General features: G+C 71.8%; 27 protein-coding genes. 9 read left to right on the plus strand and 18 right to left on the minus strand.

The genetic code is table 11. The features are described from left to right. Nucleotides 1–32: 32 nt before the first annotated feature. The 3 genes from ACFY1H_RS14025 to ACFY1H_RS14035 are packed head-to-tail and all read right to left on the minus strand — an operon-like array spanning nt 33 to nt 4588. On the minus strand, nt 33–1118 hold the full coding sequence (locus tag ACFY1H_RS14025) for a glycosyltransferase family 4 protein (RefSeq protein WP_386946652.1): 1086 nt from the start codon (nt 1116–1118) through the stop codon (nt 33–35). After that, nucleotides 1111–3621, minus strand: a complete 2511-nt coding sequence (locus ACFY1H_RS14030; protein ID WP_386946653.1) for a glycosyltransferase — start codon at nt 3619–3621, stop codon at nt 1111–1113. The genes ACFY1H_RS14025 and ACFY1H_RS14030 overlap by 8 nt, the downstream gene beginning before the upstream one ends. Nucleotides 3622–3658: 37 nt before the next feature. After that, nucleotides 3659–4588 (minus strand): glycosyltransferase family 2 protein, encoded by a 930-nt coding sequence (locus ACFY1H_RS14035; protein WP_386946654.1) that lies wholly within the window; start codon nt 4586–4588, stop codon nt 3659–3661. Between the two features lie 18 nt (nt 4589–4606). On the opposite strand from ACFY1H_RS14035, the gene ACFY1H_RS14040 reads away from it, so the two are divergent. Together ACFY1H_RS14040 and ACFY1H_RS14045 are read left to right on the plus strand one after the other, a co-directional pair. Next, the gene (locus ACFY1H_RS14040) at nt 4607–5674 is read left to right on the plus strand and encodes a glycosyltransferase family 4 protein (protein WP_386946656.1); all 1068 of its coding nucleotides are present in this window, start codon (nt 4607–4609) and stop codon (nt 5672–5674) included. 664 nt (nt 5675–6338) lie between these two features. Beyond that, nucleotides 6339–7469, plus strand: coding sequence for a glycosyltransferase family 4 protein (locus ACFY1H_RS14045; RefSeq protein ID WP_386946891.1), 1131 nt, complete (start codon nt 6339–6341; stop codon nt 7467–7469). Between the two features lie 106 nt (nt 7470–7575). On the opposite strand, the gene ACFY1H_RS14050 is transcribed toward ACFY1H_RS14045, so the two are convergent. After that, the gene (locus ACFY1H_RS14050) at nt 7576–7914 is read right to left on the minus strand and encodes a hypothetical protein (protein WP_386946658.1); all 339 of its coding nucleotides are present in this window, start codon (nt 7912–7914) and stop codon (nt 7576–7578) included. A gap of 273 nt (nt 7915–8187) precedes the next feature. On the opposite strand from ACFY1H_RS14050, the gene ACFY1H_RS14055 reads away from it, so the two are divergent. Beyond that, the gene (locus tag ACFY1H_RS14055; protein WP_366575930.1) at nt 8188–9057 is read left to right on the plus strand and encodes a glycosyltransferase family 2 protein; all 870 of its coding nucleotides are present in this window, start codon (nt 8188–8190) and stop codon (nt 9055–9057) included. Here ACFY1H_RS14055 and ACFY1H_RS14060 read toward each other — a convergent pair whose 3' ends face one another. Further along, nucleotides 9058–9465 (minus strand): hypothetical protein, encoded by a 408-nt coding sequence (locus ACFY1H_RS14060; RefSeq protein ID WP_386946660.1) that lies wholly within the window; start codon nt 9463–9465, stop codon nt 9058–9060. It abuts the gene before it with no gap. Nucleotides 9466–9605: 140 nt separating this feature from the next. On the opposite strand from ACFY1H_RS14060, the gene ACFY1H_RS14065 reads away from it, so the two are divergent. Both ACFY1H_RS14065 and ACFY1H_RS14070 read left to right on the plus strand, forming a co-directional pair. After that, the gene (locus ACFY1H_RS14065; protein WP_366575319.1) at nt 9606–10685 is read left to right on the plus strand and encodes an NDP-sugar synthase; all 1080 of its coding nucleotides are present in this window, start codon (nt 9606–9608) and stop codon (nt 10683–10685) included. Continuing rightward, nucleotides 10685–11578 (plus strand): DNA-3-methyladenine glycosylase 2 family protein, encoded by an 894-nt coding sequence (locus tag ACFY1H_RS14070; protein ID WP_366575928.1) that lies wholly within the window; start codon nt 10685–10687, stop codon nt 11576–11578. The genes ACFY1H_RS14065 and ACFY1H_RS14070 overlap by 1 nt, the downstream gene beginning before the upstream one ends. A 1-nt stretch (nt 11579) precedes the next feature. On the opposite strand, the gene ACFY1H_RS14075 is transcribed toward ACFY1H_RS14070, so the two are convergent. The 9 genes from ACFY1H_RS14075 to ACFY1H_RS14115 all read right to left on the minus strand — a co-directional run bounded on the left by ACFY1H_RS14075 (nt 11580) and on the right by ACFY1H_RS14115 (nt 16854). After that, a complete protein-coding gene (locus ACFY1H_RS14075; RefSeq protein WP_386946662.1) occupies nt 11580–11945 on the minus strand; it encodes a hypothetical protein in 366 nt (121 codons plus the stop codon). Nucleotides 11946–12083: 138 nt separating this feature from the next. Beyond that, the gene (locus tag ACFY1H_RS14080) at nt 12084–12254 is read right to left on the minus strand and encodes a hypothetical protein (RefSeq protein ID WP_386946664.1); all 171 of its coding nucleotides are present in this window, start codon (nt 12252–12254) and stop codon (nt 12084–12086) included. A gap of 8 nt (nt 12255–12262) precedes the next feature. Then, nucleotides 12263–12643 (minus strand): hypothetical protein, encoded by a 381-nt coding sequence (locus tag ACFY1H_RS14085; RefSeq protein ID WP_386946666.1) that lies wholly within the window; start codon nt 12641–12643, stop codon nt 12263–12265. Between the two features lie 77 nt (nt 12644–12720). Beyond that, nucleotides 12721–13074 (minus strand): GntR family transcriptional regulator, encoded by a 354-nt coding sequence (locus ACFY1H_RS14090; RefSeq protein WP_386946668.1) that lies wholly within the window; start codon nt 13072–13074, stop codon nt 12721–12723. Between the two features lie 12 nt (nt 13075–13086). Further along, a complete protein-coding gene (locus ACFY1H_RS14095; RefSeq protein ID WP_366575310.1) occupies nt 13087–13233 on the minus strand; it encodes a hypothetical protein in 147 nt (48 codons plus the stop codon). 10 nt (nt 13234–13243) lie between these two features. Next, a complete protein-coding gene (locus ACFY1H_RS14100) occupies nt 13244–13780 on the minus strand; it encodes an NUDIX hydrolase (RefSeq protein ID WP_366575308.1) in 537 nt (178 codons plus the stop codon). Next, a complete protein-coding gene (locus ACFY1H_RS14105) occupies nt 13777–15180 on the minus strand; it encodes a coenzyme F420-0:L-glutamate ligase (protein ID WP_386946670.1) in 1404 nt (467 codons plus the stop codon). The genes ACFY1H_RS14100 and ACFY1H_RS14105 overlap by 4 nt, the downstream gene beginning before the upstream one ends. Continuing rightward, nucleotides 15116–16114, minus strand: a complete 999-nt coding sequence (gene cofD, locus ACFY1H_RS14110) for a 2-phospho-L-lactate transferase (protein WP_386946672.1) — start codon at nt 16112–16114, stop codon at nt 15116–15118. Before cofD ends, ACFY1H_RS14105 begins: the two co-directional genes overlap by 65 nt. Then, nucleotides 16111–16854: a GNAT family N-acetyltransferase gene (locus tag ACFY1H_RS14115; RefSeq protein ID WP_386946892.1), complete on the minus strand. Its 744-nt coding sequence runs from the start codon at nt 16852–16854 to the stop codon at nt 16111–16113. The genes cofD and ACFY1H_RS14115 overlap by 4 nt, the downstream gene beginning before the upstream one ends. 62 nt (nt 16855–16916) lie before the next feature. Between ACFY1H_RS14115 and ACFY1H_RS14120 the strand changes: the two genes are divergently transcribed. The 3 genes from ACFY1H_RS14120 (at nt 16917) to dapC (ending at nt 18621) form a co-directional block, all read left to right on the plus strand. Then, nucleotides 16917–17093, plus strand: coding sequence for a hypothetical protein (locus tag ACFY1H_RS14120; protein ID WP_366575302.1), 177 nt, complete (start codon nt 16917–16919; stop codon nt 17091–17093). 119 nt (nt 17094–17212) lie between these two features. After that, nucleotides 17213–17533 (plus strand): ferredoxin, encoded by a 321-nt coding sequence (gene fdxA / locus ACFY1H_RS14125; RefSeq protein ID WP_220246384.1) that lies wholly within the window; start codon nt 17213–17215, stop codon nt 17531–17533. Further along, entirely contained in the window at nt 17530–18621 is a 1092-nt protein-coding gene (gene dapC / locus ACFY1H_RS14130) for a succinyldiaminopimelate transaminase (protein ID WP_386946674.1), read from the plus strand. Before fdxA ends, dapC begins: the two co-directional genes overlap by 4 nt. Before the next feature lie 31 nt (nt 18622–18652). Here the strand turns inward: dapC and ACFY1H_RS14135 are convergent, their stop codons facing one another. Continuing rightward, nucleotides 18653–19273: a TetR/AcrR family transcriptional regulator gene (locus ACFY1H_RS14135; protein WP_366575297.1), complete on the minus strand. Its 621-nt coding sequence runs from the start codon at nt 19271–19273 to the stop codon at nt 18653–18655. An 81-nt stretch (nt 19274–19354) separates the two neighbouring features. Between ACFY1H_RS14135 and ACFY1H_RS14140 the strand changes: the two genes are divergently transcribed. Further along, nucleotides 19355–20779, plus strand: a complete 1425-nt coding sequence (locus tag ACFY1H_RS14140) for an FAD-dependent monooxygenase (RefSeq protein ID WP_386946677.1) — start codon at nt 19355–19357, stop codon at nt 20777–20779. A 12-nt stretch (nt 20780–20791) separates the two neighbouring features. Here ACFY1H_RS14140 and ACFY1H_RS14145 read toward each other — a convergent pair whose 3' ends face one another. The 3 genes from ACFY1H_RS14145 to ACFY1H_RS14155 form a co-directional block, all read right to left on the minus strand. Then, complete coding sequence (locus ACFY1H_RS14145) at nt 20792–21760, minus strand: CHAD domain-containing protein (RefSeq protein ID WP_366575294.1); 969 nt, start codon at nt 21758–21760, stop codon at nt 20792–20794. A gap of 95 nt (nt 21761–21855) precedes the next feature. Next, complete coding sequence (gene dapD / locus ACFY1H_RS14150) at nt 21856–22836, minus strand: 2,3,4,5-tetrahydropyridine-2,6-dicarboxylate N-succinyltransferase (RefSeq protein WP_366575292.1); 981 nt, start codon at nt 22834–22836, stop codon at nt 21856–21858. 28 nt (nt 22837–22864) lie between these two features. Beyond that, entirely contained in the window at nt 22865–23311 is a 447-nt protein-coding gene (locus tag ACFY1H_RS14155) for a hypothetical protein (protein WP_386946679.1), read from the minus strand. Nucleotides 23312–23347 lie beyond the last annotated feature (36 nt).

The raw sequence follows: 23347 nt of genomic DNA on the forward strand, positions 1-23347 counted from the left end.
CGGTGAGGGCGCGGTGCGCCCTCACCGGCGGTTCAGCGCTTGGCGGCCCGGCGGTAGGCCTCGACGGTGAGCGTCGCGCAGTTGCGCCAGGTGAAGCCGGCGGCGTGCGTGCGGCGGGCCGTCGACGTGGCCGTCGCGTGGGGATCGAGCACGGCTTGCCGCAACGCCGTCGCCAGGCCGTCGACGTCGTCGTAGGGCACGAGCGTCGCACACGGACCGGCTACTTCCCGCAGCGCCGGAATGTCCGTGCAGACCACGGGAACGTCCGACGCCATGGCCTCCAGCACCGGCAGCCCGAAGCCCTCGTCGCGCGAGGGCAGCACCAACGCCGCCGCCCCGGCGACGACGGTCCGGAGGTCCACATCGGACAGATAACCCGTCTGCCCGGAACGCGGCAGCCGCGGGAACGGACCTGGCCCGGCGAACACCAGCGGCGGCAGATCCGGCGCGGACGCGTGCGTGCGGGCCAGCCAGTCGAGGCCCTTGCGTGGCCCGGCGGCACCGGCGAACAGCAGGTACTTCTCCGGCAGGCGGAGCTTCGCGCGCTGGCCGTCGTCCGGCGGACGCGCGGTGAACCACGCCGGGTTCACGCCGAGCGGGGTGACGACGATCTTGTCGCGAGCAACGTCCAGGCGCTCGGCCACCGAGTCGGCGACGGCCGCGGTGGGGGTGCAGATCACGTCGGCGCGGCGGGCGCCGCGGCGGACCAGCTCCGGCAGCGTCCGGTCGGACGGCGCGAGCTCGCCGGGTTCGTCGAGGAACGCCAGGTCGTGGATGGTCAGCACGCCGGCGGCGCGCAGCCGGCCGGGGAGGACGAAGTTGGTGCCGTGGACGACGTCGGTGGGGCCGGCGAACAGCTCGACCGGCGGCATCTCGGACCGCAGCCACGCGCGTCGCAACAACCGCGCGGGCACGGGCATCCCGCGCGCCCGCGCGCCGTGGGGCAGGACGCCGCGCAGCTTTCGCCAGCCGCGCAACGTGAACGCCACCGCGCGAGGGTCCACTTCGGACATCGACGCGAGTTCCTCGCTCAACGCCGCCGTGTAGCGGCCGATGCCCGTGCGGGAGCCGAGCAGCGGGGTGCCGTCGAGCAGCACGCGCAGCGGTCGGTCAGCCACGGCGCAACCGTTGCCGGGCGACCTTCACGAAGCGGCCGCCGACGCGGCGGGCCAGCTCGCTCGGGCCGCCCTGCGCGAGGTACTCGCGGACGAGGTCGACGTCGCGGCGGACCAGCGCCGTGCCGCGGACGGGGGCGGTGGTTGTAAGGTCCGCGCCGCCCGGCAGCCGGTCGGCGGCCGGGCGCGGGTTGCGGCAGAACTCCACCAGCGGCTTCAGCGCCTCCGGCCACGCGTAGCGGCGCGCGACCTCGGCGATCCGCTCGACGCAGCCGGCCGCGAACTCCTCGTCGTACAGCGACTTCTCCAGCGCGGCCGCGAGCGCCTCCGCGTCCTCGGCCGGCACGACGACCCCGAGCCGCTCGGTGCGGACCAGGTCGGCGAACGCGTCGCCGTCCGTGGTGACGATCGGCAGGCCCGCCCACAGGTAGTCGAGCACGCGGGTGCGGAAGGCGAACGTGGTCTCGACGTGCTCGTAGTGCGTGGTCACGCCGCAGTTGGCGTCGAGCAGCCAGTTCTGGCGCTCGCCGTAGGGCACCCACTGCTCGTTGAAGAACACGTGCTTGTCCGTGAGGCCGAGCGAGTCGGCCAGCCGGATCGTGCGGGCGCCGATGTCCATCTCGGCGACCTCGGGGTTCGGGTGCTTCATACCGAGGAACACGAGCCGTGCGTCGTCGCGGTTCCGGCGGAGCAGATCCACGGCGCGGATGAGCGTGAGCGGGTCGAACCAGCTGTACACGCCGCCGGCCCACAGCACCACGCGGTCGGACTCGCCGAGGCCGAGCGACGCACGCAGGCCGGGGCCGGTGCGCACGGGTTCCTGCGGCGAGAGACCGAACGGCACCACGGCCAGCAGCGACTGCGTGGTCGGGTCGGCGTCGTAGAGCCGCGGCGAGAGCCGGCCCAGCGCGGCGAGGTGGCCCAGCCAGAAGTGGCGCTGGCGCTCGGAGGCGCAGAGGAAGAAGTCGGCGCGCTCCAGCTGTGCGTCGAGGACCTTCGTGACGCCCGCGAGGTCGAGTGCACGCTGGTCGTCGGCCACGCCCTTGCCCTGCTCCAGCAGCTCGAGGTGCATGGGGTCGTAGACGTCGGCGACCACGATCTTGTTGGCGTGCTGCTTCTTCAGCGTCGGCGCGAGCTCCAGCACGTGACCTTGCAGGATGATCACGTCGGCCCACTCGATGGGGGCGTCGAGGTCGCGGAACTTGCCCGAGCTGATGCGGAACGCCGCGGCCGGCGGCGAGAGCAGCGGGTTGGTGGTCATCAGGTGCACTTCGTGCTCGGCGGCGAGCGTCGAGGCGATGTTCCACGCGCGGATCGCGGGGCCGGCCATGCGCTCGGTGATCGAATCGCCCGTGAGCACGAGGATCTTGCGGCGCTGCCCGAACACGGCCTCGATGCCGAAGGCCTCGACAAGGATTTCGTGGGCCCGCAGGTAGTCCGGCAGGGGATAGGCGGGCTCCAAAGCCTTGCGCAGCAAGGGAAGCAGGTCGGCGTCGGTGCGGACGCGGGCGGCCTGCTCCTCGGCGCGGGACTCGGCGAGCGAGGGCATCATTTCCACGAACCGGTCGATGGCCAGCACGCCCGCGACCGTCGTCCGCGGCACGGCGAGGTCACCCGTCTCGACCGGGCCGACACCCTTTTCGAGGTTCAGCTGCTCGGGGTCCAGGCCGCCGCGGGCGGTGGCGCGCCGGACGGCCAGCGCGAGCGCCGCGGGCAGCGCCTTGGCGAGCGACTCGTCGGAGAGGTTCTTGTACAGCGCGGCGAGCGCGTTGCGTTCCAGGAGGAAGGTCTCGCGGCCGGTCTCGGGCGCGTCGACGGCGGACATCGTGCCGTGGTGACGGTGGTACGCCAGCGATTCCGGCACGTAGCGCACGCGCCAGCCGCGCAGGTTCAGCCGCCAGCCGAGGTCGACGTCCTCGTAGAACATGAAGAATCGTTCGTCGAAGCCGCCGAGCTCGGCGAACACCGAGGCGCGCACGAACATCGCCGAGCCGGTGCCGAAGAGCACGTCCTTGGCGACTTCGCGCTCGGCCTCGGGCACGTCGGCCAGCGGGCTGCCCGCGTGGCGCTTGTAGCCCATGCCGAACCAGGTCAGGCCCGCGTCGACGAAGTCGGTGCCGGTGCCGTCCCAGTCGACGACCTTGCTGGCCACCGCGGCGACGGTCGGCTGCGCCTGCAGCTCCGCGACGGCCGCGGAGACCCACGCGGGCGCCGGGCGGGCGTCGTTGTTGAGGAAGGCGAGCACGGTTCCGTTGGCGTGCTTCGCGCCGAGGTTGCAGCCCCCGGCGAAGCCGCTGTTCACGGGCGACTCGATCAGCTTCACGGCCGGCACGGCGGCGCGGATGCGCTCGGCGTCGTCGCCGCCGGAGGCGTTCTCGACGCAGATCAGCTCGACGTGCTCGTAGTCCAGGTCGGACAGCGCGCGAAGGCAAGTGATCGTGTCTTCGGCGCCGCGGTAGTTCACCACGATCACCGAGACGAGCGGTTGCGGTTCCCCCAGCGCCAAAACGAGCTCCTGTCCGTGATGTCGGGCCTCGCCCAGCTTAAAGGCCCGCCCAGGCGTCCCAGATCGCCCCTCGGCCGAGGGTGGTGATCTCGCCTGTGCGTCTGCGGGCGCGCAGGGTGGCGGGGAGTCTCAGGGCCACTTCGGCCAGCACGCGAGCGCGGAGGCCGACGCGGAAGTTGGCGGCGGCGGGCTTGTTGCGGCGCAGCGGGAGCAGCGCGGTGATCAGGGCGAACCGGACGATTTCGCGCACGGCGATCGCGGCCGGGGCGCAGCGGAGAAGCATGAGGAGGCGGTTGCGTTCGTTCCAGCGGTGGAACAGGGGAGAGCCGGGTTTGGTGCTGGCTCCGTGGAGGTGGTGGACGCGGGCCTTCGGGGCGGAGACGACGTGCCAGCCGGCCAGCCGCAGGCGCCACGCGGTGTCGGTGTCCTCGTAGTAGCAGAAGAAGCTCGCGGGGACGCCGCCGACGGCTTTGAGCGCGTCCGTGCGCAGGAGGGCGGCGCCGCCGCAGAAGCCGAAGACCTTGTCGGCGGGTTCGGTGAGGTCGGCGCCGTGGCCGTCGGCGGTGAGGCGGACGCCGGTCGACTGCGTGGTGCCGTCGGCCAGCTCCAGGCGGCTCGTGACGGCGGCGGCGAGCGGCTGTTCGGCGAGGGTGTCTTCGAGCTCGGCGAGCCAGGTGGGTTCGGGGGCGGCGTCGTCGTTGAGCCAGGCCACGTGTGGGGTGGTGGTGTGGTCGAGGGCCACGGCCATCGCGCCCGCGTAGCCGGTGTTGCGCTTGAGGCGGATGACCTGCGGTTTCGACGGGTGCGCCTGGAGGAGGGCGGCAGTGCCGTCGTCGGAGGCGTTGTCGATCACGAGCGTCCGATGTGGACGCGTCTGGGCGGCGAGGGCGTCGAGGCAGGCCTCGACGTGAGCCGCGCCACGCCAGGTGACCACGACGACGGTGCTGCCGGTTTCCGCGCTGGTCACCTGGGTGAGAATAGCGGCGTGCCCGAACTGGTAGTGCTCGCCGAGCAGCTGCTCGCCCCCGTCCCGGGTGGTACGGGCCGGTACACCGCCGAACTGCTGCCCGCGCTGGCGCGCACCGCGCCGCCGGGCTGGACGGTGTCGAGCGTGGTCGCGCGCCACGCGGATGTTTCTGCCGCCGTCGTCGAAGGCGTCGAGGGGCCGCGTGCGCTCCCGGTGCCGCCGCGCGCGTTGGTCGGCCTGTGGCAGCTGGGCGTGCCCTGGTGGCCGGGCGGCGACGCGGTGCACGCGCCGACGCCGTTCGCGCCGCCGCGCCCGCCCGCGGGCAAGACGCTGACCGTGACCGTGCACGACACCGTGCCGTGGACCCACCCGGAGACCCTCACCGCCCGCGGCGTGAGCTGGCACCGGTCGATGATCGCCCGCGCCGCGCGCCGCGCGTCGACCTTGATCGTGCCGACGCGCGCGGTGGCCGACGAGCTGGCTGTGCTGGTGGACGTGACCGTGCCGGTGCGCGTGGTGCCCCACGGCGTGACCGTGCCCCAGGGCTCGGCGGCGCTGGACCTGCCGTCGAAGTACGTCCTCGCGGTGGGGACCATCGAGCCGCGCAAGGGCATCGACGTGCTCGTGGACGCCGTCGCCGCGGTGGGCGACGTCGCCCTGGTGCTCGCCGGCCAGCCGGGCTGGGGCGGCATCGACCCGGTCGCGCTTGCCGCTTCACGCGGCCTGACCGACGTGCACGTGCTGGGCAAGGTCACCGACGCGGAACTGGCCACGGCCCTGCGCGGCGCGAGCGTGCTGGCGGTGCCCAGCTTGGCCGAGGGCTTCGGGTTGCCGGTGCTCGAAGCGATGGCCTCGGGGGTCCCCGTAGTGCACACCGACGTGCCTGCCCTGGTCGAGGTCGCCGGCGGCGCGAGCGTGGTCGTACCGCGCGGCGACGCGGTGGCCTTGGCCGCCGGGCTGCGCGAGGTCCTCGGCTCCCCTGCACGCGCGGCGGACCTGGCGCGGCTGGGCCGCGACCGCGCCCGGGAGTTCACGTGGCGATCCGCCGCGGAGGCGGTGTGGGCGGCGCATCGGAAGCGGACGTGACCGCGGGTTGAGTGGGTGCCTGTGATGGACAGAGTCGGGTGCTGGCGCGCGTGGCGGAACTGGTGCGACTTGGCCGCGGTGGAGGTCGTGCGGGCGGCGTACTGGAAGCGGACGTGATCTAGGGGTCGGCCGGGTGCCTGCGATGGACAGCGCCGGGTGCTGATGCACGTGGCGGAACTGGTGCGACTGGGCCGCGGCGGGCGAGTTCGAGCGGCTGGTCGCGTTGGAGGCCGTGCGGGCTGCTCGTTGGAAGCGCGCTTGAGCGCGAGTCGCCGACAGGAGTGGCGGCGATGGGCGCGGGCCAGGCACGGGGACGCGCGCGGGCCGAGCTTGGACGGCGGCGGTGGGGAGCTGCCGACCCGGTGCCGGCACGGCGGAGACCGTCGCTCTGCGTGAGCGCTTTTCGTGAGCTGCTACCCGACGCGAGCGTAGGTTCGCCGCCAGTCGGCGTGAGTGCGGACGGCCGGGCGGTGCGCGAGCGCCCCATCGGCGCTGCCTGAGCTTGGGCAGCGAACGTGAGTGGCGCGCAAGATCGTTTGCGGCGATCTTGCCGCGTCGGCAGGCAACACAGTGCCGGAGGCGGACAACACAGCACAGTTCGTCGGTTCCTCACCTATGCGTTGGGTGATCGCCGTACTCTGCTCACGTGACCGGTGATCCCCGTGTGCTGATCGACGCGACCGCGGTGCCCGCGGATCGGGGTGGCGTCGGCCGGTACGTGGACTCGCTCGTCGCGGCGTTGGACCAGGACGGGGCGCGGCTGACGGTCGTGTGCCAGCCCCGGGATCTGTCGCTGTACGACCGGCTCGCGCCGGGGGCGCGGGTGGTGCCCGCGTCGCCCGCGACGTCCACTCGGACGGCCCGGCTGACCTGGGAACAGGCGACGTTGCCGCGGCTCGTGCGTCGCCTGGCGGCGGACGTCGTCCACTCGCCGCACTACACGATGCCCCTTGCGAGCCCCGCGGCTTCGGTCGTGACGCTGCACGACGCGACGTTCTTCACCGACCCCGTGTTGCACTCGTCGGTGAAGGCGCGGTTCTTCCGCGCGTGGACGGTGGCCGCCCTGCGCCGCGCGACGCTGTGCGTCGTCCCGAGCCAGGCGACGGCGCTGGAGCTCGGCCGCGTGACTCCCGTGCGGCACGCGGAACTGGAAATCATCCACCACGGCGTGGACTCGGAACGCTTTCACCCACCGTCCCCCGAGGAGATCGCCGCGGCGCGCGCGGCCGTCGGCATCGGGCGGACGCCGTACATCGCGTTCCTCGGGGCGCTTGAGCCGCGCAAAAACGTGCCGGCCCTGATCCGCGGTTACGCCCGCGCCGTCGCCGGCCAGCCGGACGCGCCCGCTCTGGTGCTGGCCGGCCAGCCCGGCTGGGACACGCAGGTCGAACGCGCGCTGGACGCCGTGCCGCACCGGCTGCGCGTGATCCGCGCCGGCTACCTGCCCTTCGGGACCCTCGCGGGCTTCCTGGGCGGGGCCGAGCTGGTCGCCTACCCGTCGCTGGGCGAGGGCTTCGGCCTCCCCGTGCTCGAAGCCATGGCCTGCGGCGCCGCCGTCCTGACCACCCGCCGCCTCTCCCTCCCGGAAGTCGGCGGCGACGCCGTCGCCTACTGCGGCGTCGGCGCGGGCGACGTGGCCGCCGCGATCACCGAACTCCTCGCCGACCCGCCCCGCCGCGCCTTCCTCTCCGCGGCCGCCCAGCAGCGCGCGAAGGACTTCTCGTGGGCCACAACGGCGGAACGTCACCGCGGGGCGTATGAGAAAGCGTGGGACCGGCACCGCCGGATGCATTGAGCCGGTTCTGCCAGGTTCTGCTACCATGATCGTGCGAGGTCCCGGTGGGACCGAGAAGAGAGCCTGTGATGCGTCCGGACGGTCGTCTCACAGGCTTTTCGCCTTTTCAGGGCCGAACGTGCTCCTCGATCAGCCCTTCGATCTTGTGCGTCCAGTTCCCGGCTGCGCCGAAGCACCAGGCGACGGCGTCGGAGATCCAGAGCAGGGGCTCGAGCGTTGAGTCCAGGTGTTCGTAGGTCAGCTCGGTCTTAGACGGCTGAGAACCCAGCGTCTCCTGGATCGTCCGGCGGTCGTGGTCGTCGCGCTCGTTCCTGGTGTCCAGGACGAGACGGTGCGCGCGGCTTTCGAGCAGGTCTTCGACAGCCCTGCGCAGGCATTGCTGCCGCACGGCTTCTTCGGTCTTGGGTGTGCACGACCCGGTGTACATGCGAACAGAGACCGACATCTTGGCCATTTGATCGATGAGTTGTCTTCGCCGAGGCTCCTTCTCCTTCTTGAAATGCAGCTCCCGCGCGCCACGGAGGAGCAACTCCGTCACGCGCGCCGCGTTGGGCGGAGGTGGGCAGGTTCGACGAGGGTGACGCACAGCAGGAACTGGCGATTCCGCGCCGATTCGTCGACGAAAGCGTGCACAGACATCCGCTCATTCTGGCGGCCCTGCCATCACCCTCGGTGACGGGGTTGATCCATGCCCGTAGCCGTGCGTGAGCGGGGGACAATGGCGCCCGTGACCGAGCAGCAGCGCACCTACGGCGACAAACTCGCCGTCGTGACCGTGACCTACTTTCCCGGCGACATGCTCGAGAAGTTCCTCGACACGTTGGACAAGGCGACCGACCGGGACGTCCGCGTGGTGGTCGCGGACAACGCGTCCACGGATGGCGGGCCGGAGAAGGCGGCGGAGCGCGAGAACGTGCAGCTGGTCAGCATCGGCGAAAACGTCGGGTACGGCACGGCCGCCAACCGCGGCGTGGCGGCGCTCGACGACGGCTACGGGTGGGTCGTCGTGGTCAACCCGGACCTGGAGTGGGAGCCGGGGTCGTTGGACGCGCTGCTGGAAGTGGCGAAGCGGTGGCCGCGTGGGGGTGCGTTCGGGCCGTTGATCCACGATCTCGACGGGACCGTCTACCCGTCCGCGCGGTTGCTGCCGTCGTTCGGGCGCGGGATCGGGCACGCCGTGTTCTCGAAGGTCTGGCCCGGCAACCCGTGGACGCGCCAGTACCGCCAGGAGAACGCCGCGCCGCAGGAGCGCACGTCGGAGTGGCTGAGTGGCTCGTGCCAGTTGTTCCGGCGCGAGGCGTTCGACTCGGTGGGCGGCTTCGACACGCGCTACTTCATGTACTTCGAAGACGTCGACCTCGGCGACCGGCTGGCGAAGGCCGGCTGGCTGAACGTCTACGCGCCCTCGTCGAGCGTGATGCACATCGGTGGCGTGTCGACGGCGCGCGTGTCGAAGAAGATGCTGCGCGCGCACCACGCCAGCGCCTACCGCTACCTCGCCGACCGGCACCAGGGCGTGCTGTGGAAGCCCGTGCTGGCGGCGGTGAAGCTCGGGCTGGCCGTGCGCGTCAAGCTCGAAGGAGCCTGATCACAGCCCGTCGAGCCGCCGCGAGAGGTTCGACCGGCCGGTGCTCTGCTTGATCGTCGGCACCAGCCCGGTCAGCTCTTCCTCGGCCGGCTCCCGCAGCGGGCTCGGCACGGGCGCGGCCTGCGGACGCGGCACCAGCGGAGTGGTCACCTGCGCGGCCGGCACCTCCAGCGGCGTGGTCGTGCTCGGCTTCGCCAGCGGGTGCTCGTCGTTCTCCTCGATCAACGACGCCGGGAGCTGCGTCGTCGTGTCGGGATCCTGCTGGTCGAGCTCCGAGACCACGGATCTCGGGATCTGCTGCGTGTTGGAGGCGTCCATCGGCGACGTCATGTTGTCCGGCGTCACCACGAAGGCGCCGCGGGAACGGGCGCGTGCGAGCAAAGCGTCCGCGCGATCGCGGGGGTCCATCCCCTCGGCCTCCCGACTGACCCGGGGCCTCTGGGGAAAGGCCCACCTGTTTCCTGTCTAGGGTAGGCCCTCGGGGGCGCAGCCGTCAGCGTTTCCCGCGGCTTGTCGCTCAGCGGTGCGTGATACAAGAGGAGTTTTCTGTGACGTCCGAGCTCGAGGTCGACGCCGTCGTGCTGGTCGGGGGCAAGGGCACCCGCCTGCGGCCGCTCACCCTGTCCGCGCCGAAGCCGATGTTGCCGACGGCCGGGACCCCCTACTTGAGTCACCTGTTCTCGCGAATTCGCGCGGCCGGGATCCGCCACGTCGTGCTCGGCACGTCCTATCGCGCCGAAGTCTTCGAGGAGTACTTCGGCGACGGTTCGGCCCACGGCCTCGAACTCGAGTACGTGGTCGAGGACGAGCCGCTCGACACCGGCGGCGCCATCCGCAACGTGTACGACAGGTTGCGCGCGGACCACGCGATCATCTTCAACGGCGACATCCTCTCCGGCGCCGACCTGCGCCATCAGCTCCAGACCCATGTGGACACCGGCGCCGACGTCACCCTCCACCTCCAGCGCGTGCCCGACCCGAGCCGGTTCGGCTCCGTCCCCACGGACGAGCACGGCCGCGTGCAGGCGTTCCTCGAGAAGACGCCCAACCCGCCGACGGACCAGATCAACGCCGGCTGCTACGTCTTCCGCCGCTCGGTGGTCGAGACCATCCCGGCGGGCCGGCGCGTGTCGGTGGAGCGCGAGACCTTCCCCGGGCTCCTCGAAGCCGGCGCGCACCTCCACGGCTTTGTCGACTCCTCGTACTGGCTCGACGTCGGCACGCCCGAGGCGTTCGTGCGCGGCAGCGCGGACCTGGTGCGCGGCATCGCGCCGACGTCCGCCCTGGCGGGCCCGACCGGCGAGTCGCTGGTCCTCGACGGTGCTTCCGTGGCCTCGTCCGCTCAGCTGACGGGCGGGACGACGATCGGGGAGAAGGCCGTGATCGGCGACGGGGTGACGGTCGACGGTTCGGTCGTGTTCGACGAAGCCGTGGTCGAGGCCGGGGCCATTGTGGAGCGTTCGGTGCTGGGTCGCGGCGCGTTCGTGGGGGCGGGCGCGGTGCTGCGGGGCGTGGTCCTGGGCGACGGCGCGTCCGTCGGCGCCGGCTGCGAGCTCCTCGACGGCGCCCGCGTCTGGCCCGGCGTCACCCTGCCCGACGGCGGCATCCGGTTCTCGAGCGACGCATGATCGAGTGGCGACCGCCCTTCCCGCTGGACCTGGCCGCGGTGCTGGGCCCGCTCAGCCGCGGGCGCGGTTCGCTGAACTTCCGCGGTGAGCGTGGCGTCTGGTGGCTGGCCGCCAACACGCCGTCCGGCGTGGGCACGCTGGCGCTGCTGCGCCGGCCCGACGGCGTCGTCGAGGCCGACGCGTGGGGCCCCGGCGCGGAGTTCCTGCTCGACGGCGTGCCGGCGCTGCTCGGCGCCGAGGACGACGACACCGGCTTCGTCGCGCACCACCCCGTGGTCGCCCGCGCGCGCCACGACGCCCCCGGCCTGCGCCTCGGCTCGACGCGGCGCGTGTGGGACTCGCTCGTGCTCGCGGTGCTGGAGCAGAAGGTCTCGGGCAAGGAGGCCATCCGGTCGTGGGCCGAGCTGTGCCGCTGGTTCGGCACGCCCGCGCCCGGCCCGGGGCCGGCTTCGCTGCGCGTGCCCCCGTCCCCGGTGGCGATCAGGTCCATTGTGGACTGGAACTGGCACCGCATCGGCGTGGACCTCAAACGCCGGACAGCGCTGATCAACGCCGCCCGCGTGGCTCCGCGGCTGGAGGAAGCCGTGGCGCTCCGGGGTTCCGCGGGCCGAGCCCTGCTGCGCAAAGTGTCGGGCATCGGCGTGTGGACCGCCGCCGAAATCGCCCAACGCGCCTGGGGTGACCCGGACGCCGTCAGCTTCGGCGACTACAACATCCCGAACATGGTCGGCCACACACTGCTGGGCCGGCGCATCGACGACGAGACCATGGCCGAGTTGCTCGCGCCCTACGCCCCCCATCGCCAGCGCGCGATTCGGTACCTGGAAGTCGGCGGGGCCCGCGCGCCGCGGTACGGGCCCCGCATCGAACTCCGCGACTACCGCGCGATGTGACCTACTGCGGCGGCTGCTGACCCTGGCCGGGCTGCTGGTTCGGGTACTGCTGCTGTTGCGGTGAGGGGTAGGGCTGCCAGTTCTGCGCGGCTTGCTGATTCGGCTGCTGCGCCGGATAACCCTGCTGCGGATAACCCTGCTGCGGATACGGCCCTGGCTGCTGCCCGGGATACCCCGGCTGCTGCGGATACTGCCCCGACTGCATCGGCTGCTGCTGCGGATACTGCTGCTGCTGCGGATACTGCTGCTGTGGCGACGGATACTGCGGCCCAGGCTGCTGCTTCGGCTTCCGCCCCACGGTGAACTTCAGCACGAGGATGACCACCAGCACGATGATCAGCAGCGCTGGAAGCACTTGACGCAACACGACGGCTGAATCTCCTTCTCAGTTCCCGAATCCGGACGGCGGTGTTTGACCCGGCTGCTGCGGCGGATAGGGCTGCTGCGGGTACTGGCCGGGCACCGGAGGCTGTTGTTGCGGAAAGCCGGGCTGACCCTGCGGATATCACGGCTGTTGCGAAGAAAATGGCAGTTGGCCCGGGTACTGCTGCTGAGGGCCGGGCTGCGGCGGATACGACGGTTGCTTCGGCTTTCGCCACACCGTGAGCTTCAGGACGAGAAGGACTACGAGCAGAGCCACCAGCAGGATCGGCGTGATCAGGTTGTGGATGTTCACCGGTCGCCTCAGTTCCCGAATCCGGACGGCGGTTGTTGGCCCGGCGGCTGCGGCGGATAGGGCTGCTGCGGGTACTGGCCGGGTACCGGAGGCTGTTGCTGTGGATAACCGGGCTGACCCTGCGGATATCCCGGCTGTTGCGGATAGCCGGGTTGCTGCGCCGGCTGTCCGGGCGGGTAGCCGGGCTGTTGCGGGTAACCCGGATACCCCGCCTGCCCGGGCGGACAACCGGGGTAGCCCGGATAACCCGGCGGTTGCATTCCTTGCCACGGCGGCGGAATCGGCGGCTGACGGCGCTTCTTCGAAGCCCGCACGCCCACCACGATGGCCGCGACGATGCCTGCCAGCAGCAGCAAGATGATGAGATGCCAAGGCTGAATGGCGTTCACGACAAAAGTCCCCTCTCCCCGGCCCATGGTCATCGTAGGGGGGAGTGGCCGTCGGGGGCTGGGCGAGACCGGAGCGGTCAGCGCAGCGCGGCCGTCACGATGGCCAGCGCCTCGTCCGTCGACAGGCCCAGCTGTCGCGTCACTGCTGCATAATCGGCGGCCGCCGACAGGGCCCGCGAACGCGACTCGTCCCCCGAGGCACCCACGAAGCTGCCGGCGCGGCCGCGCGTTTCGATCAGGCCGGCTTCCTCCAGCTCCCGATACGCGCGAGCCACGGTGTTCGGGGCGACGCCCAGGTCCGAGGCCAGCGCGCGAACGGTGGGGAGCTTGGTGCCGACGGCGAGGGTGCCGTCGTTGATCTGCGCGGCGATCGACGAGCGCACCTGCTCGAACGGCGGCACCGAAGAGGCGCTGTCGTAGCTCACGGTCACCGCGAAACCTCCCTAACGCCGGCGCTTCCTGCGCAGGCTGACGACCACACCCACGACGACCAGCACGAACGCCACCCCGAACCCCACGGCCACGACCCAGCCGCTCACGAACCCGCCGTCGCCGGTGTGGATGTGCGGGTTGGCGAGCACCAAGGGCATGCCGACCATGCTAACGGGACGAAACGGCCGCGTTCACGAGTTCGGCCAGATCCTCCGACCCCGCGGGCAGGGCGTCGACCGGCCACCAGCGCAGGTCGTCGGACTCGTCGCTGCGGACGGGCAGCGCCCCGGCCGGCGCGCGGACCGCGTAGCGCACGTCGAAGTGCCGCGTCGGCACGCCGAGGGAGCACGTGATCGGGTGGACGTCGAGGTGCACCGGCTCGGCGCCGATCTCCAGGCCCGTCATGCCCGACTCCTCCGTCGCTTCGCGCAGAGCCGCGGAGGCGACCGACGCGTCGGACGGCTCGCAATGCCCACCCAGCTGCAGCCAGCGGCCGACACGCGGGTGCAGTGTCAGCAGCACCTGCGTACCCGTCGAGTCGAGGACCACCGCTGAGGCCGTGAGGTGCCCGGCCGCGCACGAGCGTTGCACGGTGTCGTCCCGCGTGGCCAGGAAACCCAGGAACGCCTGGCGCAGCGATTCCTGCGAGCCCAGGGAAGGAGCCCACGCCGTCAGGATCTTCACCGCATCCGCATGCAGCGTCACAGTTCGACCAGCCCTTCGCCCGGCTCACCCAGCGAGCGCGCGGCAGGCGTTTCGAGCGGGTGCCCGATCGCGACCGCGCCCAGCGGCTCCCAGCGCGAGTCCAGGCCCAGCGTCGAGCGCACGAGGTCGGCCGCGAAGATCGTCGACCCGATCCAGCACGAGCCCAGGTCCTCCGCCGCCAAGGCGACCAGCAGGCCCTGCACCGCGGCGCCGGCGGCGACCGTGAACATCGTGTGCTCGCAGTCGTTGCGCCGCTGGTCGCGGTAGGTGTGGGCGCCCTCGGGCACGAGGAACGGGATCACGACCTCGGGCGCGCGGTACAGAATGTCCCCGCGCGACAAGCGTTTCTCGATCTGCGACGGCGTGAAGTCGTCGTTCGACAGGTCCGCCCGCCACGATTCGCGCATCGCGTCCAGCAGCTTCGCGCGCAGCCCGGTGTCGCGCAGCCACACGAACCGCACGGGGTGTGTGTGGTGCGGCGCGGGCGCGGTCAACGCCGCCGCGACCGCGCGCCGGACGACCGAAGGATCCACCGGCGCGTCGGAGAACGTGCGCACGGAACGCCGGTGCGGCACGGCTTCCCGCCGGCCCTGCGCCAGCGCTTCGTTGGTGCCCAAGCGGAACAGGTCCTCGTCGACGGGCCGGATCAGGTTCCGCGCGGTGGAGCCGTCGTCGGTGAGCTGCAGTCCGCGCACGACCGCCACCGGCAGGCCGCCGAGCTTGCCCTTCACCAGGTCCGCGGCGGCGGCGAGCTCGTCGGCCACCGCGATCTCCGTCACGGCCAGCTCGTTGCCCTGCGAGTCGACCTGCCCCGCGTACGCGTGCAGCACGCGCAGTCCCGAAGCGCCGATCGCCGCGTCGGTCTGCCCGACGCGCCACGCGCGGCCCATCGTGTCCGTGACGACCACGGCGACCTCGACACCCAGCCGGTCCCGCAGTCCGCCGCGCAGCGCGTGGGCCGACGCGTCCGGGTCCGCGGGCAGCAGCGCGACCTCGTCGCCCTGCACGTTCGACGCGTCGATCCCCGAAGCGGCCTGCACGATCCCCAGCGGGTTCTCCGTGATCACCGTGCGCGCCACCCGCGCGACGACCCGCACCGTCTCCTGGTCGATCAGCTCGCGTCGCGCCGCGTCCCGGGCCTCCGGGTCGCTCGGCACGCGCACGAGCCGGCCCTCGACCTTCGAGAACACCTTGCTCGTCACCACCACGACGTCGCCCGACCGCAGCCACGGCGCGGCCGCGACGATGGCGCCGGTGAGATCGTCGCCGGGACGGAACTCCGGCAGCCCGGTCACGGGCAGGATCTCGACCTTGGCCGACGCGTGATCACTGAACTCAGACACCGGACACTCCCGCAACGTCGAAGGCCGCCCGCACCATCGCGGCCGTGGCGTCCGCATCGGACATCAGCAGCGGCACCGCGCGCACGTCGACGCCCGGCACCGTCACGTCGTGGTCCTCCTCGGCGACGAGCCAGCCGTCCAGCACCCCGCCGTCGGAGCGGGCGCCGTAGTGCCGGCCGACCGCCTCGGCGGAGGTCTCCACGCCGATCGCCGTGAGGCACGCGTCGGCCATGCCGCGCAGCGCCTTGCCGCCGATGATCGGCGAGATCCCCACGACCTTGGCCTTCGACTTGCGCAGCGCCTCGCGCACACCCGGCACCCCGAGCGTCGTCCCGACGCTCACCACCGGGTTCGACGGCGCGAACAGCACCAGGTCGGCCTCGCCCAGCGCCTCGAGCACACCCGGCCCGGGCTTGGCCTCGTCGGCGCCGACCGAGACGATCGAGTGCGCCGGCCGGTCGGCCCGGTAGCGCACCCACCACTCCTGGAAGTGGATCGCCTTCTGCTGCTCCGGCTGGTCGGGGTCGTCGATCACGACGTGGGTCTCCACGCGGTCGTCCGACATCGGCAGCAGCCGCACGCCCGGGCGCCAGCGATCGCACAGCGCCTCGGTGACGGCCGAGAGCGGGTAGCCCGCGCGCAGCATCCGCGAGCGGATCAGGTGCGTCGCGATGTCCTTGTCGCCCAGCCCGAACCACGTCGGCTCCGCGCCGTACGCGGCGAGCTCCTCCTTGACGACCCACGTCTCACCCGCGTGGCCCCAGCCGCGTTCGGTGTCGATGCCACCGCCGAGGGTGTACATGCAGGTGTCGAGGTCGGGGCAGATGCGCAGGCCGTGCATCCACACGTCGTCGCCGGTGTTCACCAGCGCCGTGACCTCGTGCGGGGACGGGCTCTCCGGCTCGCCGATCGCGGGCATCCCGAGTGCGGTCTTCACGCCGAGCAGGAAGCGCGCGCCACCGACTCCACCGACCAAAACGACGATCTTCACGACTGCGGATCCTCGCACGCGCCCGGTCCCGGGCCCCAGTAGCGGTACCTGTGGTGCTCCGTACAGCCGAGCGCGGAATACAGCTTCAACGCGCCTTCGTTATCCACGGCCACCTGCAACACCCACCTCTCCGCACCGTGCGCGCGACCCCACCCGGCCAGCGCGGACATGAGCGCCGACGCGAGCCCACGCCGGCGGAACTCCGGCCGCACGGCCAGGCGCGACACGTGGAGCCACCCGTCCACGATGGCACCGCGCACGGCTCCGGCGGTGACACCGGCAGCGTCGTCCACGTCGACCACGCCATAACCCACCTTGCCCGTGCTCAGCACGTGGCGTTCGGCCGCGCCCGGCGACGGGCTGTCGGCGGCCAGCTCCCACCACGCCGTGGTCGGCTCGTCGAGGATCTCGGCGTCCTGCGCGGGCCCGGCCGGCAGCGGCCCGACGAGCACCGACACCTCGTGGCCCGCGGCGTGTTCGGTCCACTCGCGCCAACCGGCGGCTGCGACGGCACGCTCGGTGGCGCTGTCCTGGATCACCTGCGCAACAGGTGGGATCCCCCGATCGTGGGCGAAGTCACAGACGGCCGTCAACGCGGCGGCCACGCTCCGGCCGGGGTCGCCCACGGCGAGTGCGCTGTTGGCGCGCCCGGTGAAGCCGTCGGCCCAGCGCAGGCGCCAGTCGCCGAGGGGTTCGTCGACCACCGGGGGCCAGGCCCGCGCACACACGAGTTCGAGCATTTCCGAGTCGTTCACGGTTAGATTGTCCTTGACGCGGCACCCCATTTTCGCAGGGAGAACCGATGAGCTACGTGCGCAGGGACGACAAGCACAACGACGACCTGGTCGACGAGATCGCCGACGGTTTCGAACGCACGCTCAAGGAGAAGCGCGAGGGCGACACCAAGCCCACCGGCCCGGGGTTCACCATCACCGGCGACGCGCGCAACGCCCCGAAGCCCCGCCGCCGGGACCGCTGAGCGGGACATTCGGCCCCATACCAGGGGTATGGCTAAGGGTTGCCTAAGCACCACCGGTGCCTCGGGAAGCGCGTAATGTCCGCAGGGACTGGCTAAGCAGAGAAAAGCAGGAGTACGCAGTGACCTACGTGATCGCCGAGCCCTGCGTCGACGTGCTCGACAAGGCGTGTATCGACGAGTGCCCCGTGGACTGCATCTACGAGGGCGAGCGGATGCTGTACATCCACCCCGACGAGTGCGTCGACTGCGGCGCCTGCGAACCGGTCTGCCCGGTCGAGGCGATCTACTACGAGGACGACGTCCCCGACAACTGGTCCGACTACACCAAGGCCAACGTCGACTTCTTCGACACGCTGGGCTCGCCCGGCGGTGCCTCCAAGGTCGGCAAGACCAGCCACGACCCCGCCTTCATCAAGGCGCTGCCCCCGCAGGGCGAATGACAACCCGCCCCCTGCCCGACTTCCCCTGGGATTCGCTCGCCGAGGTCAAGGCCCGCGCGCAGGCGCATCCCGGCGGGATCGTCGACCTCTCCGTTGGCACGCCCGTGGACCCGGTTCCGGCCTCGATCCGCGACGCGCTGGCATCGGTCTCGGAGATCCCGGGCTACCCGGCCACCCACGGCACGCCCGCGCTGCGGACGACCGCCGTGGAGGCGCTGGGCCGGCGCTACGGCGTCGAGGGGCTCGAGCCGGACGCGGTGCTGCCGACGATCGGGTCGAAGGAAGCCGTGGCCTGGCTGCCGCGGCTGCTCGGCCTCGGGCAGGGCGACACCGTGGTGATCCCCGAGCTGGCGTACCCGACCTACGAGGTGGGGGCGCTGCTGGCGGGCGCCGACGTCGTCCGCGCGGACGGGCTCACGCAGCTCGGGCCGCAGCGGCCGGCGATGATCTGGCTCAACTCGCCGTCGAACCCGACCGGCAAGGTGCTCGGGGTCGAGCACCTGCGCAAGGTCGTGGAGTGGGCGCGTGAGCGCGACGTGATCGTGGCGTCGGACGAGTGCTACCTCTCGCTCGGCTGGGACGCCGAGCCCGTGTCTGTGCTGCACCCGTCCGTCCACGGTGGACGGCTCGACGGGCTGCTGGCCGTGCACTCGCTGTCGAAGTCGGCGAACCTCGCGAGCTACCGCGCCGGGTTCATCGCCGGCGACCCGAAGCTGGTCAAGCAGCTGCTGGAGATCCGCAAGCACGCCGGGATGATCGTGCCGCGTCCGGTGCAGGAGGCCATGGTGGCCGGCCTGACCGACGACGAGGCCGTCGCCGCGCAGCGCGAGCGGTACCTGCGCCGCCGGCTCGTGTTGCGGAAAGCATTGCAGGACAACGGTTTCGAGATCTCCCACTCCGAAGCCGGGCTGTACCTCTGGTCCACGCGCGGCGAACCGGCGCTGGACACCGTCGCGTGGCTGGCCGAGCGCGGCATCCTCGTGGCGCCGGGCACGTTCTACGGCCCGGCCGGCGGTAACCACGTGCGCGTGGCCCTGACCGCCACGGACGAGCGCATCGACGCCGCCGCGGAGCGGCTGAACTCCTGATTTCCGGGCGGGCGCGCTTCGGTGCGCCCGCTCAGAAATCCCGTCCCGTGAAGCCCCGGTAGACGAACCTCGTGAGCGCTTCGACGGCCTCGTCGTCACTCGGTGCCGTCCAGCCCGTCGGCGCCGGCGCGGTGAGCCACATCTGCGCGAAGTTGTCGATCAGCTGGTACATCATCACGATGCTCAGCTGCGTCGACGCGGGCAGTTCGTACCCGGCCGCCGTGACCCTCTCGAGGTGTCCCGCGATGTCGGCCGCCTGCGTGACGCCGAAGCTCGCGAGCGTGCTCGCGAACCCGTCGTGGACCATCGACGCCTGGCGCAGCGCCTGCATCGTGGCCGCGTTTTCCTTGTAGAAGGCCCAGTACTGGCGCACGTGCCAGCGCACGGCCTCGGGGTCGCTGAAGTCCGACAGGTGGCCCTCGGAGGCCGCCTCCTCGTCGCCCGCCGCCGCCAGGTCGCCCAGGAGCGCCTCGAGCAGCTCCTCCTTGCTCGCGAAGTGGTTGTAGAACGAGCCCGCCGCCCGGCCGGCTTCCGCCGTGATGTCGGTGATCTTCGTGTTCAGGTAGCCCTTGCGCGCGAACACGCGCTTGGCGGCCTCCTTCAACGCGGTCTCCGTCTCGGCGGCCTTCTCCTTGCGGCTCGTCGCCGTCATCTCGGCACCTCCCTTGACAGGAACGCTAGCAGCGCGCATGCTGAATTCAGATTCACTGAATTTGAATTCACTGGAGGGGACATGGACACCACGGTGCTGATCGCGGGAGCCGGCCCGACCGGCCTGACCCTGGCGATCGAACTGGCCCGGCGCGACGTCGCGGTCCGGATTGTCGACAAGGCCCCGGCCTTCTTCAACGGCTCGAGAGGCGACGGCCTGCAGCCCCGCACGCTGGAGGTTTTCGAGGACCTGGGCGTGCTCGACGCGGTGCTGGCGGCGGGCTCGCCGCAGTACCCGATGAAGGTCTACCTGGACGGCGAGTTCGTGCAGGAGCGCTGGATGAGCGACACCGTCGAGCCGACGCCCGCGGTGCCGTACCCGAACATCTGGTTCCTCGGGCAGTCGCAGACGGAGGGCATCCTGCGCGAGCGGCTGTCGTCTTTCGGGGTGCGGGTGGAGCTCGGGGTGGGGCTGGCGGGGTTCACGCAGTCCGCTTCGGGCGTGACGGCTTCGCTGTCGACGGGGGAGACGGTCGAGGCTTCCTACTTGGTCGGTGCCGACGGCGGGAAGAGCTTCGTGCGCAAGGCACTGGGGATTCCGTTCGAGGGCACGACCGACGAGTCGATCCGGATGTTGCTGGGGGACGTCCAGGCGTCGGGGCTCTCGCACGACTCGTCGTACTGGTTCGCGCCGGCTTCGTCGCCGATGAGCGGGGTGGCGTTCACGCCGCTGGCCGGCACGCCGCACTTCCAGTTCGGGGCGCCGCTGGGGGACGGGGACCTGGCGGTGGAGACCTCGCTGCCGGCGTTGCAGGCGCGGCTGGACTCGGTGTCGGGCGGCGGGATCCGGCTGTTCGACCTGGCCTGGTCGACCGTGTGGCGGCCGAACATCCGCCTGGCCGCTTCCTTCCGCGTCGGGCGCGTGTTCCTCGCCGGCGACGCCGCACACGTGCACCCGCCGACGGGTGGGCAGGGGCTGAACACGGGGGTCCAGGACGCGTACAACCTGGGCTGGAAGCTGGCCTCCGGGTCTCCCTCGCTGCTGGACACCTACGAACCCGAGCGGCGGGCGGTGGCGGCGCGGGTGCTGGGCGTTTCGACGGCTCTGATGGAGAAGTACGCCGACGGCGACGAGGACGCCCATCGGCGGGGGTCGGAGACACAGCAGCTGGATGTCGGGTATCGGGGTGGGCCGTTGGCCGCTGCTGGTTCTGGCTCGCTTCGGGCTGGGGACCGGGCTCCGGACGCGCCGTTGGTGGACGCGAACGGGAAGCCGGTGCGGCTGTTCGAGCTGTTCCGGGGCCCGCACGCGACGGAGCTCGTCTTTGGTTCGGGTGCGGTGGGTTCCTCCCCGGAGGCGCACCGGATCTTGCCCGCCGGGTCGATGGCTTCGGGCTCGGATCTGGTGGACGCGGGCGGCCACGCGTACGCGGCTTACGAGGCCACGGCGGGGCGCCGCGTGCTGATCCGCCCGGACGGCTACGTCTGGTCGATCACGGCGGAGTGATCTGGCCGAGGGTCAGAGAGCCGTGTCTGCCGCCTTGTCGATGCGGGCCCAGACCGCCGGCCAGGCCGCGCGGGCCTCGGTGCGCTTGAGGAGTTCGTGTTCGGCGATGCGGCCCGCGATGAAGCCGACCTCGCTGTCGACGCTGGCCAGCACCGCGCGCACCCTTTCGGCGGCGATCACGGCGTCCTGGTGGTCGCCGAGGACGGTCTGGAGTTTGCGGGTCGACTTGACGAGTTCAGTGAGGGCGGTGGCCTGCTTCTTCTTCGCCGACGAGCGGGCCAGTTCGGCGGTGTAGCGCAGCTTCTTGCCGTAGATGCGCAGGGCGTGCAGGTCGTCGTCCGGCGGGTCCGCGGGCAGGGCGCGGACGGCCTTCGACAGGCGGCGGTACGGCTTGCGGACGTCGGTCGCCAGGCTGCCCGAGCCCAGCGGCGTGGGGTCGAGCTCGTGGTCCGGGATGCGCGTGAGCTGGGCGATGCGCTGCAGCAGCGTGGCGTAGCGGGCGCTCGACAGGGCGCGCGTCAGGCGGCGGCGGGCGGCGCCGCGTTCGGTGACGAACTTCGAGACCAGGCGGCGGCCCGCGGGCTGGTCGCGAACCTCGAAGGTGGCGATCACCTCGCGCAGGTGGCCGATCAGCACGTCGTAGTCGCGGACCTCGCCGAGGGACTGGCCGAGCCAGCCCAGCTCGGCGCGCACGGGCTCGGCGGACTCGCCCAGCAGCGCGCCGGAGGTCTTCAGCACGCTGCGCATGCGCCGGAGGGCGACGCGCATCTGGTGCAGGTCTTCGGGGTCCGTGCCGCTGCGGGTGCCGGGCTCGCGCGACAGCAGCTCGCGCAGCTCGTGGTCCAGCTTGGCCCGGATGTGGGTGGCCGCCGGGTCCCGGGGGCCGGCTTTCGCGGGCTCGTCGGGCAGGCCGAGCTCGGCCGGGGTCGTCGGCTCAGGTGCGCGGCGGCGGGTCGAGGAGGGCAACGATTCGGTGGTCACGACATGAATGGTAAGTGAACACGCAGGCAGAGTGGATGTGACTCGTGACGAAAAGGGCGCGACCCCGGTGGGGCGCGCCCTTTTCGGCAAGACGATCAGTTCGCGTGCAGCGCTTCGTTCAGTTCGATCCCGACGCCGGTGCGCGACACGACCTCCACCGCGCCCGTCGCCGAGTTCCGCCGGAAGAGCGCACCCGAAATACCCGAGATCTCCCGCGCCTTCACGGTCTTGCCGTCGACGACGACCTTCGTGCCGGCCGTGATGTACAGCCCGGCCTCGATCACGGAGTCGTCGCCGAGGGAGATGCCCACGCCGCCGTTGGCGCCGATCAGGCAGCGCTCGCCGATCGCGATGACCTCCTTGCCGCCGCCCGAGAGCGTGCCCATGATCGACGCGCCGCCGCCGACGTCGCTGCCGTCGCCCACGACCACGCCCGCCGAGATCCGGCCCTCGACCATGGACGCGCCGAGCGTGCCGGCGTTGAAGTTCACGAAGCCCTCGTGCATCACGGTCGTGCCGGAGGCGAGGTGCGCGCCCAGGCGCACGCGGTCGGCGTCGGCGATGCGCACGCCCGAGGGCAGCACGTAGTCGACCATCCGCGGGAACTTGTCCACGCCGTACACGGCCACCGCGCCACGCGAGCGCAGCCGCAGGCGGGTCTGCTCGAAGCCCTCGACGGGGCACGGGCCGTGGTTCGTCCACACGACGTTGGCCAGCTTGCCGAAGATGCCGTCGAGGTTCTGCCCGTGGGGCTGCACGAGCCGGTGCGACAGCAGGTGCAGCCGCAGGTAGGCGTCGTGCGCGTCGGCGGGGGCCGCGGCCAGGCTGCCGATCGTCACGCGCACCGCGACGACCTCGACGCCACGGTCGGTGTCGGGCCCGAGCAGCGCCGCCGCGGCGTCACCGAGCAGCTCGGTGGTCTCGGCGGCCGACAGCCGCTCGGTGCCACTGGTGCCGGTGCCGGTCAGCTTCGGGTGCGGGTACCAGGTGTCCAGCACCGTCCCGTCGGACGCGACGGTGGCCAGCCCGACGCCGACGGCGCCGGTCGTTTCGGGGTCAGGGGTCTGCTCGCTCACGCCGGTCACGGTAGTCGAGCCACGCGCCTCAACTCGTGGTGGCCTGCTGGTTCACGAGCTTCTTCACCGACGTGAGCGCAGCCGAGATGGTGATCAGCGCCTGCGTGCAGGCGCCGCCCGCGGTGGGCACGGTGGTGCAGCCCGCCCCGCGGAACGCGCTCACGCCCTGGTCGAGCGCGGCCGCCGCGTGATCGAGCGCCACGTCGACGGTCTTGCCGGCCGCCGCGCGCTCGTGCACCGACGCGGCCGTGCCGCCGACCTCCGTGACGAACTTCTCGCAGCCCTTGGGCAGCTGCGTCTGCGGGCTCGTGTAGCAGGCGTCGGCGGACAGCGCGTCGAGCTTGATCGGCAGCGCGTCAGGGCCCGGCGACCCGGGGTTCGGGCCGGGCGTGGGGCCCGCCTCGGAGCCGCAGCCGGTCAGGACCAGGGACAGGAGGACGCCGCCGAGAGCGACCAGGGAGCTTCGCGTGCGCACGTCCCTCACGGTAGCCCTCGCGCCGGGTCGGTACGG

Origin of the sequence: Amycolatopsis sp. NPDC001319 (assembly GCF_042896185.1) — a bacterium.
Classification (GTDB): domain Bacteria; phylum Actinomycetota; class Actinomycetes; order Mycobacteriales; family Pseudonocardiaceae; genus Amycolatopsis.

What these genes read in the sequence shown, in the direction of transcription:
- ACFY1H_RS14050 (WP_386946658.1), bottom strand. Translation starts at nt 7,914, where the DNA reads ATGTCGGTCTCTGTTCGCATGTACACCGGGTCGTGCACACCCAAGACC.
- ACFY1H_RS14055 (WP_366575930.1), top strand. Translation starts at nt 8,188, where the DNA reads ATGGCGCCCGTGACCGAGCAGCAGCGCACCTACGGCGACAAACTCGCC.
- ACFY1H_RS14060 (WP_386946660.1), bottom strand. Translation starts at nt 9,465, where the DNA reads ATGGACCCCCGCGATCGCGCGGACGCTTTGCTCGCACGCGCCCGTTCC.
- ACFY1H_RS14095 (WP_366575310.1), bottom strand. Translation starts at nt 13,233, where the DNA reads ATGCCCTTGGTGCTCGCCAACCCGCACATCCACACCGGCGACGGCGGG.
- ACFY1H_RS14105 (WP_386946670.1), bottom strand. Translation starts at nt 15,180, where the DNA reads ATGCGGACGCCACGGCCGCGATGGTGCGGGCGGCCTTCGACGTTGCGG.
- ACFY1H_RS14115 (WP_386946892.1), bottom strand. Translation starts at nt 16,854, where the DNA reads ATGCTCGAACTCGTGTGTGCGCGGGCCTGGCCCCCGGTGGTCGACGAA.
- ACFY1H_RS14120 (WP_366575302.1), top strand. Translation starts at nt 16,917, where the DNA reads ATGAGCTACGTGCGCAGGGACGACAAGCACAACGACGACCTGGTCGAC.
- dapC (WP_386946674.1), top strand. Translation starts at nt 17,530, where the DNA reads ATGACAACCCGCCCCCTGCCCGACTTCCCCTGGGATTCGCTCGCCGAG.
- ACFY1H_RS14135 (WP_366575297.1), bottom strand. Translation starts at nt 19,273, where the DNA reads ATGACGGCGACGAGCCGCAAGGAGAAGGCCGCCGAGACGGAGACCGCG.
- ACFY1H_RS14140 (WP_386946677.1), top strand. Translation starts at nt 19,355, where the DNA reads ATGGACACCACGGTGCTGATCGCGGGAGCCGGCCCGACCGGCCTGACC.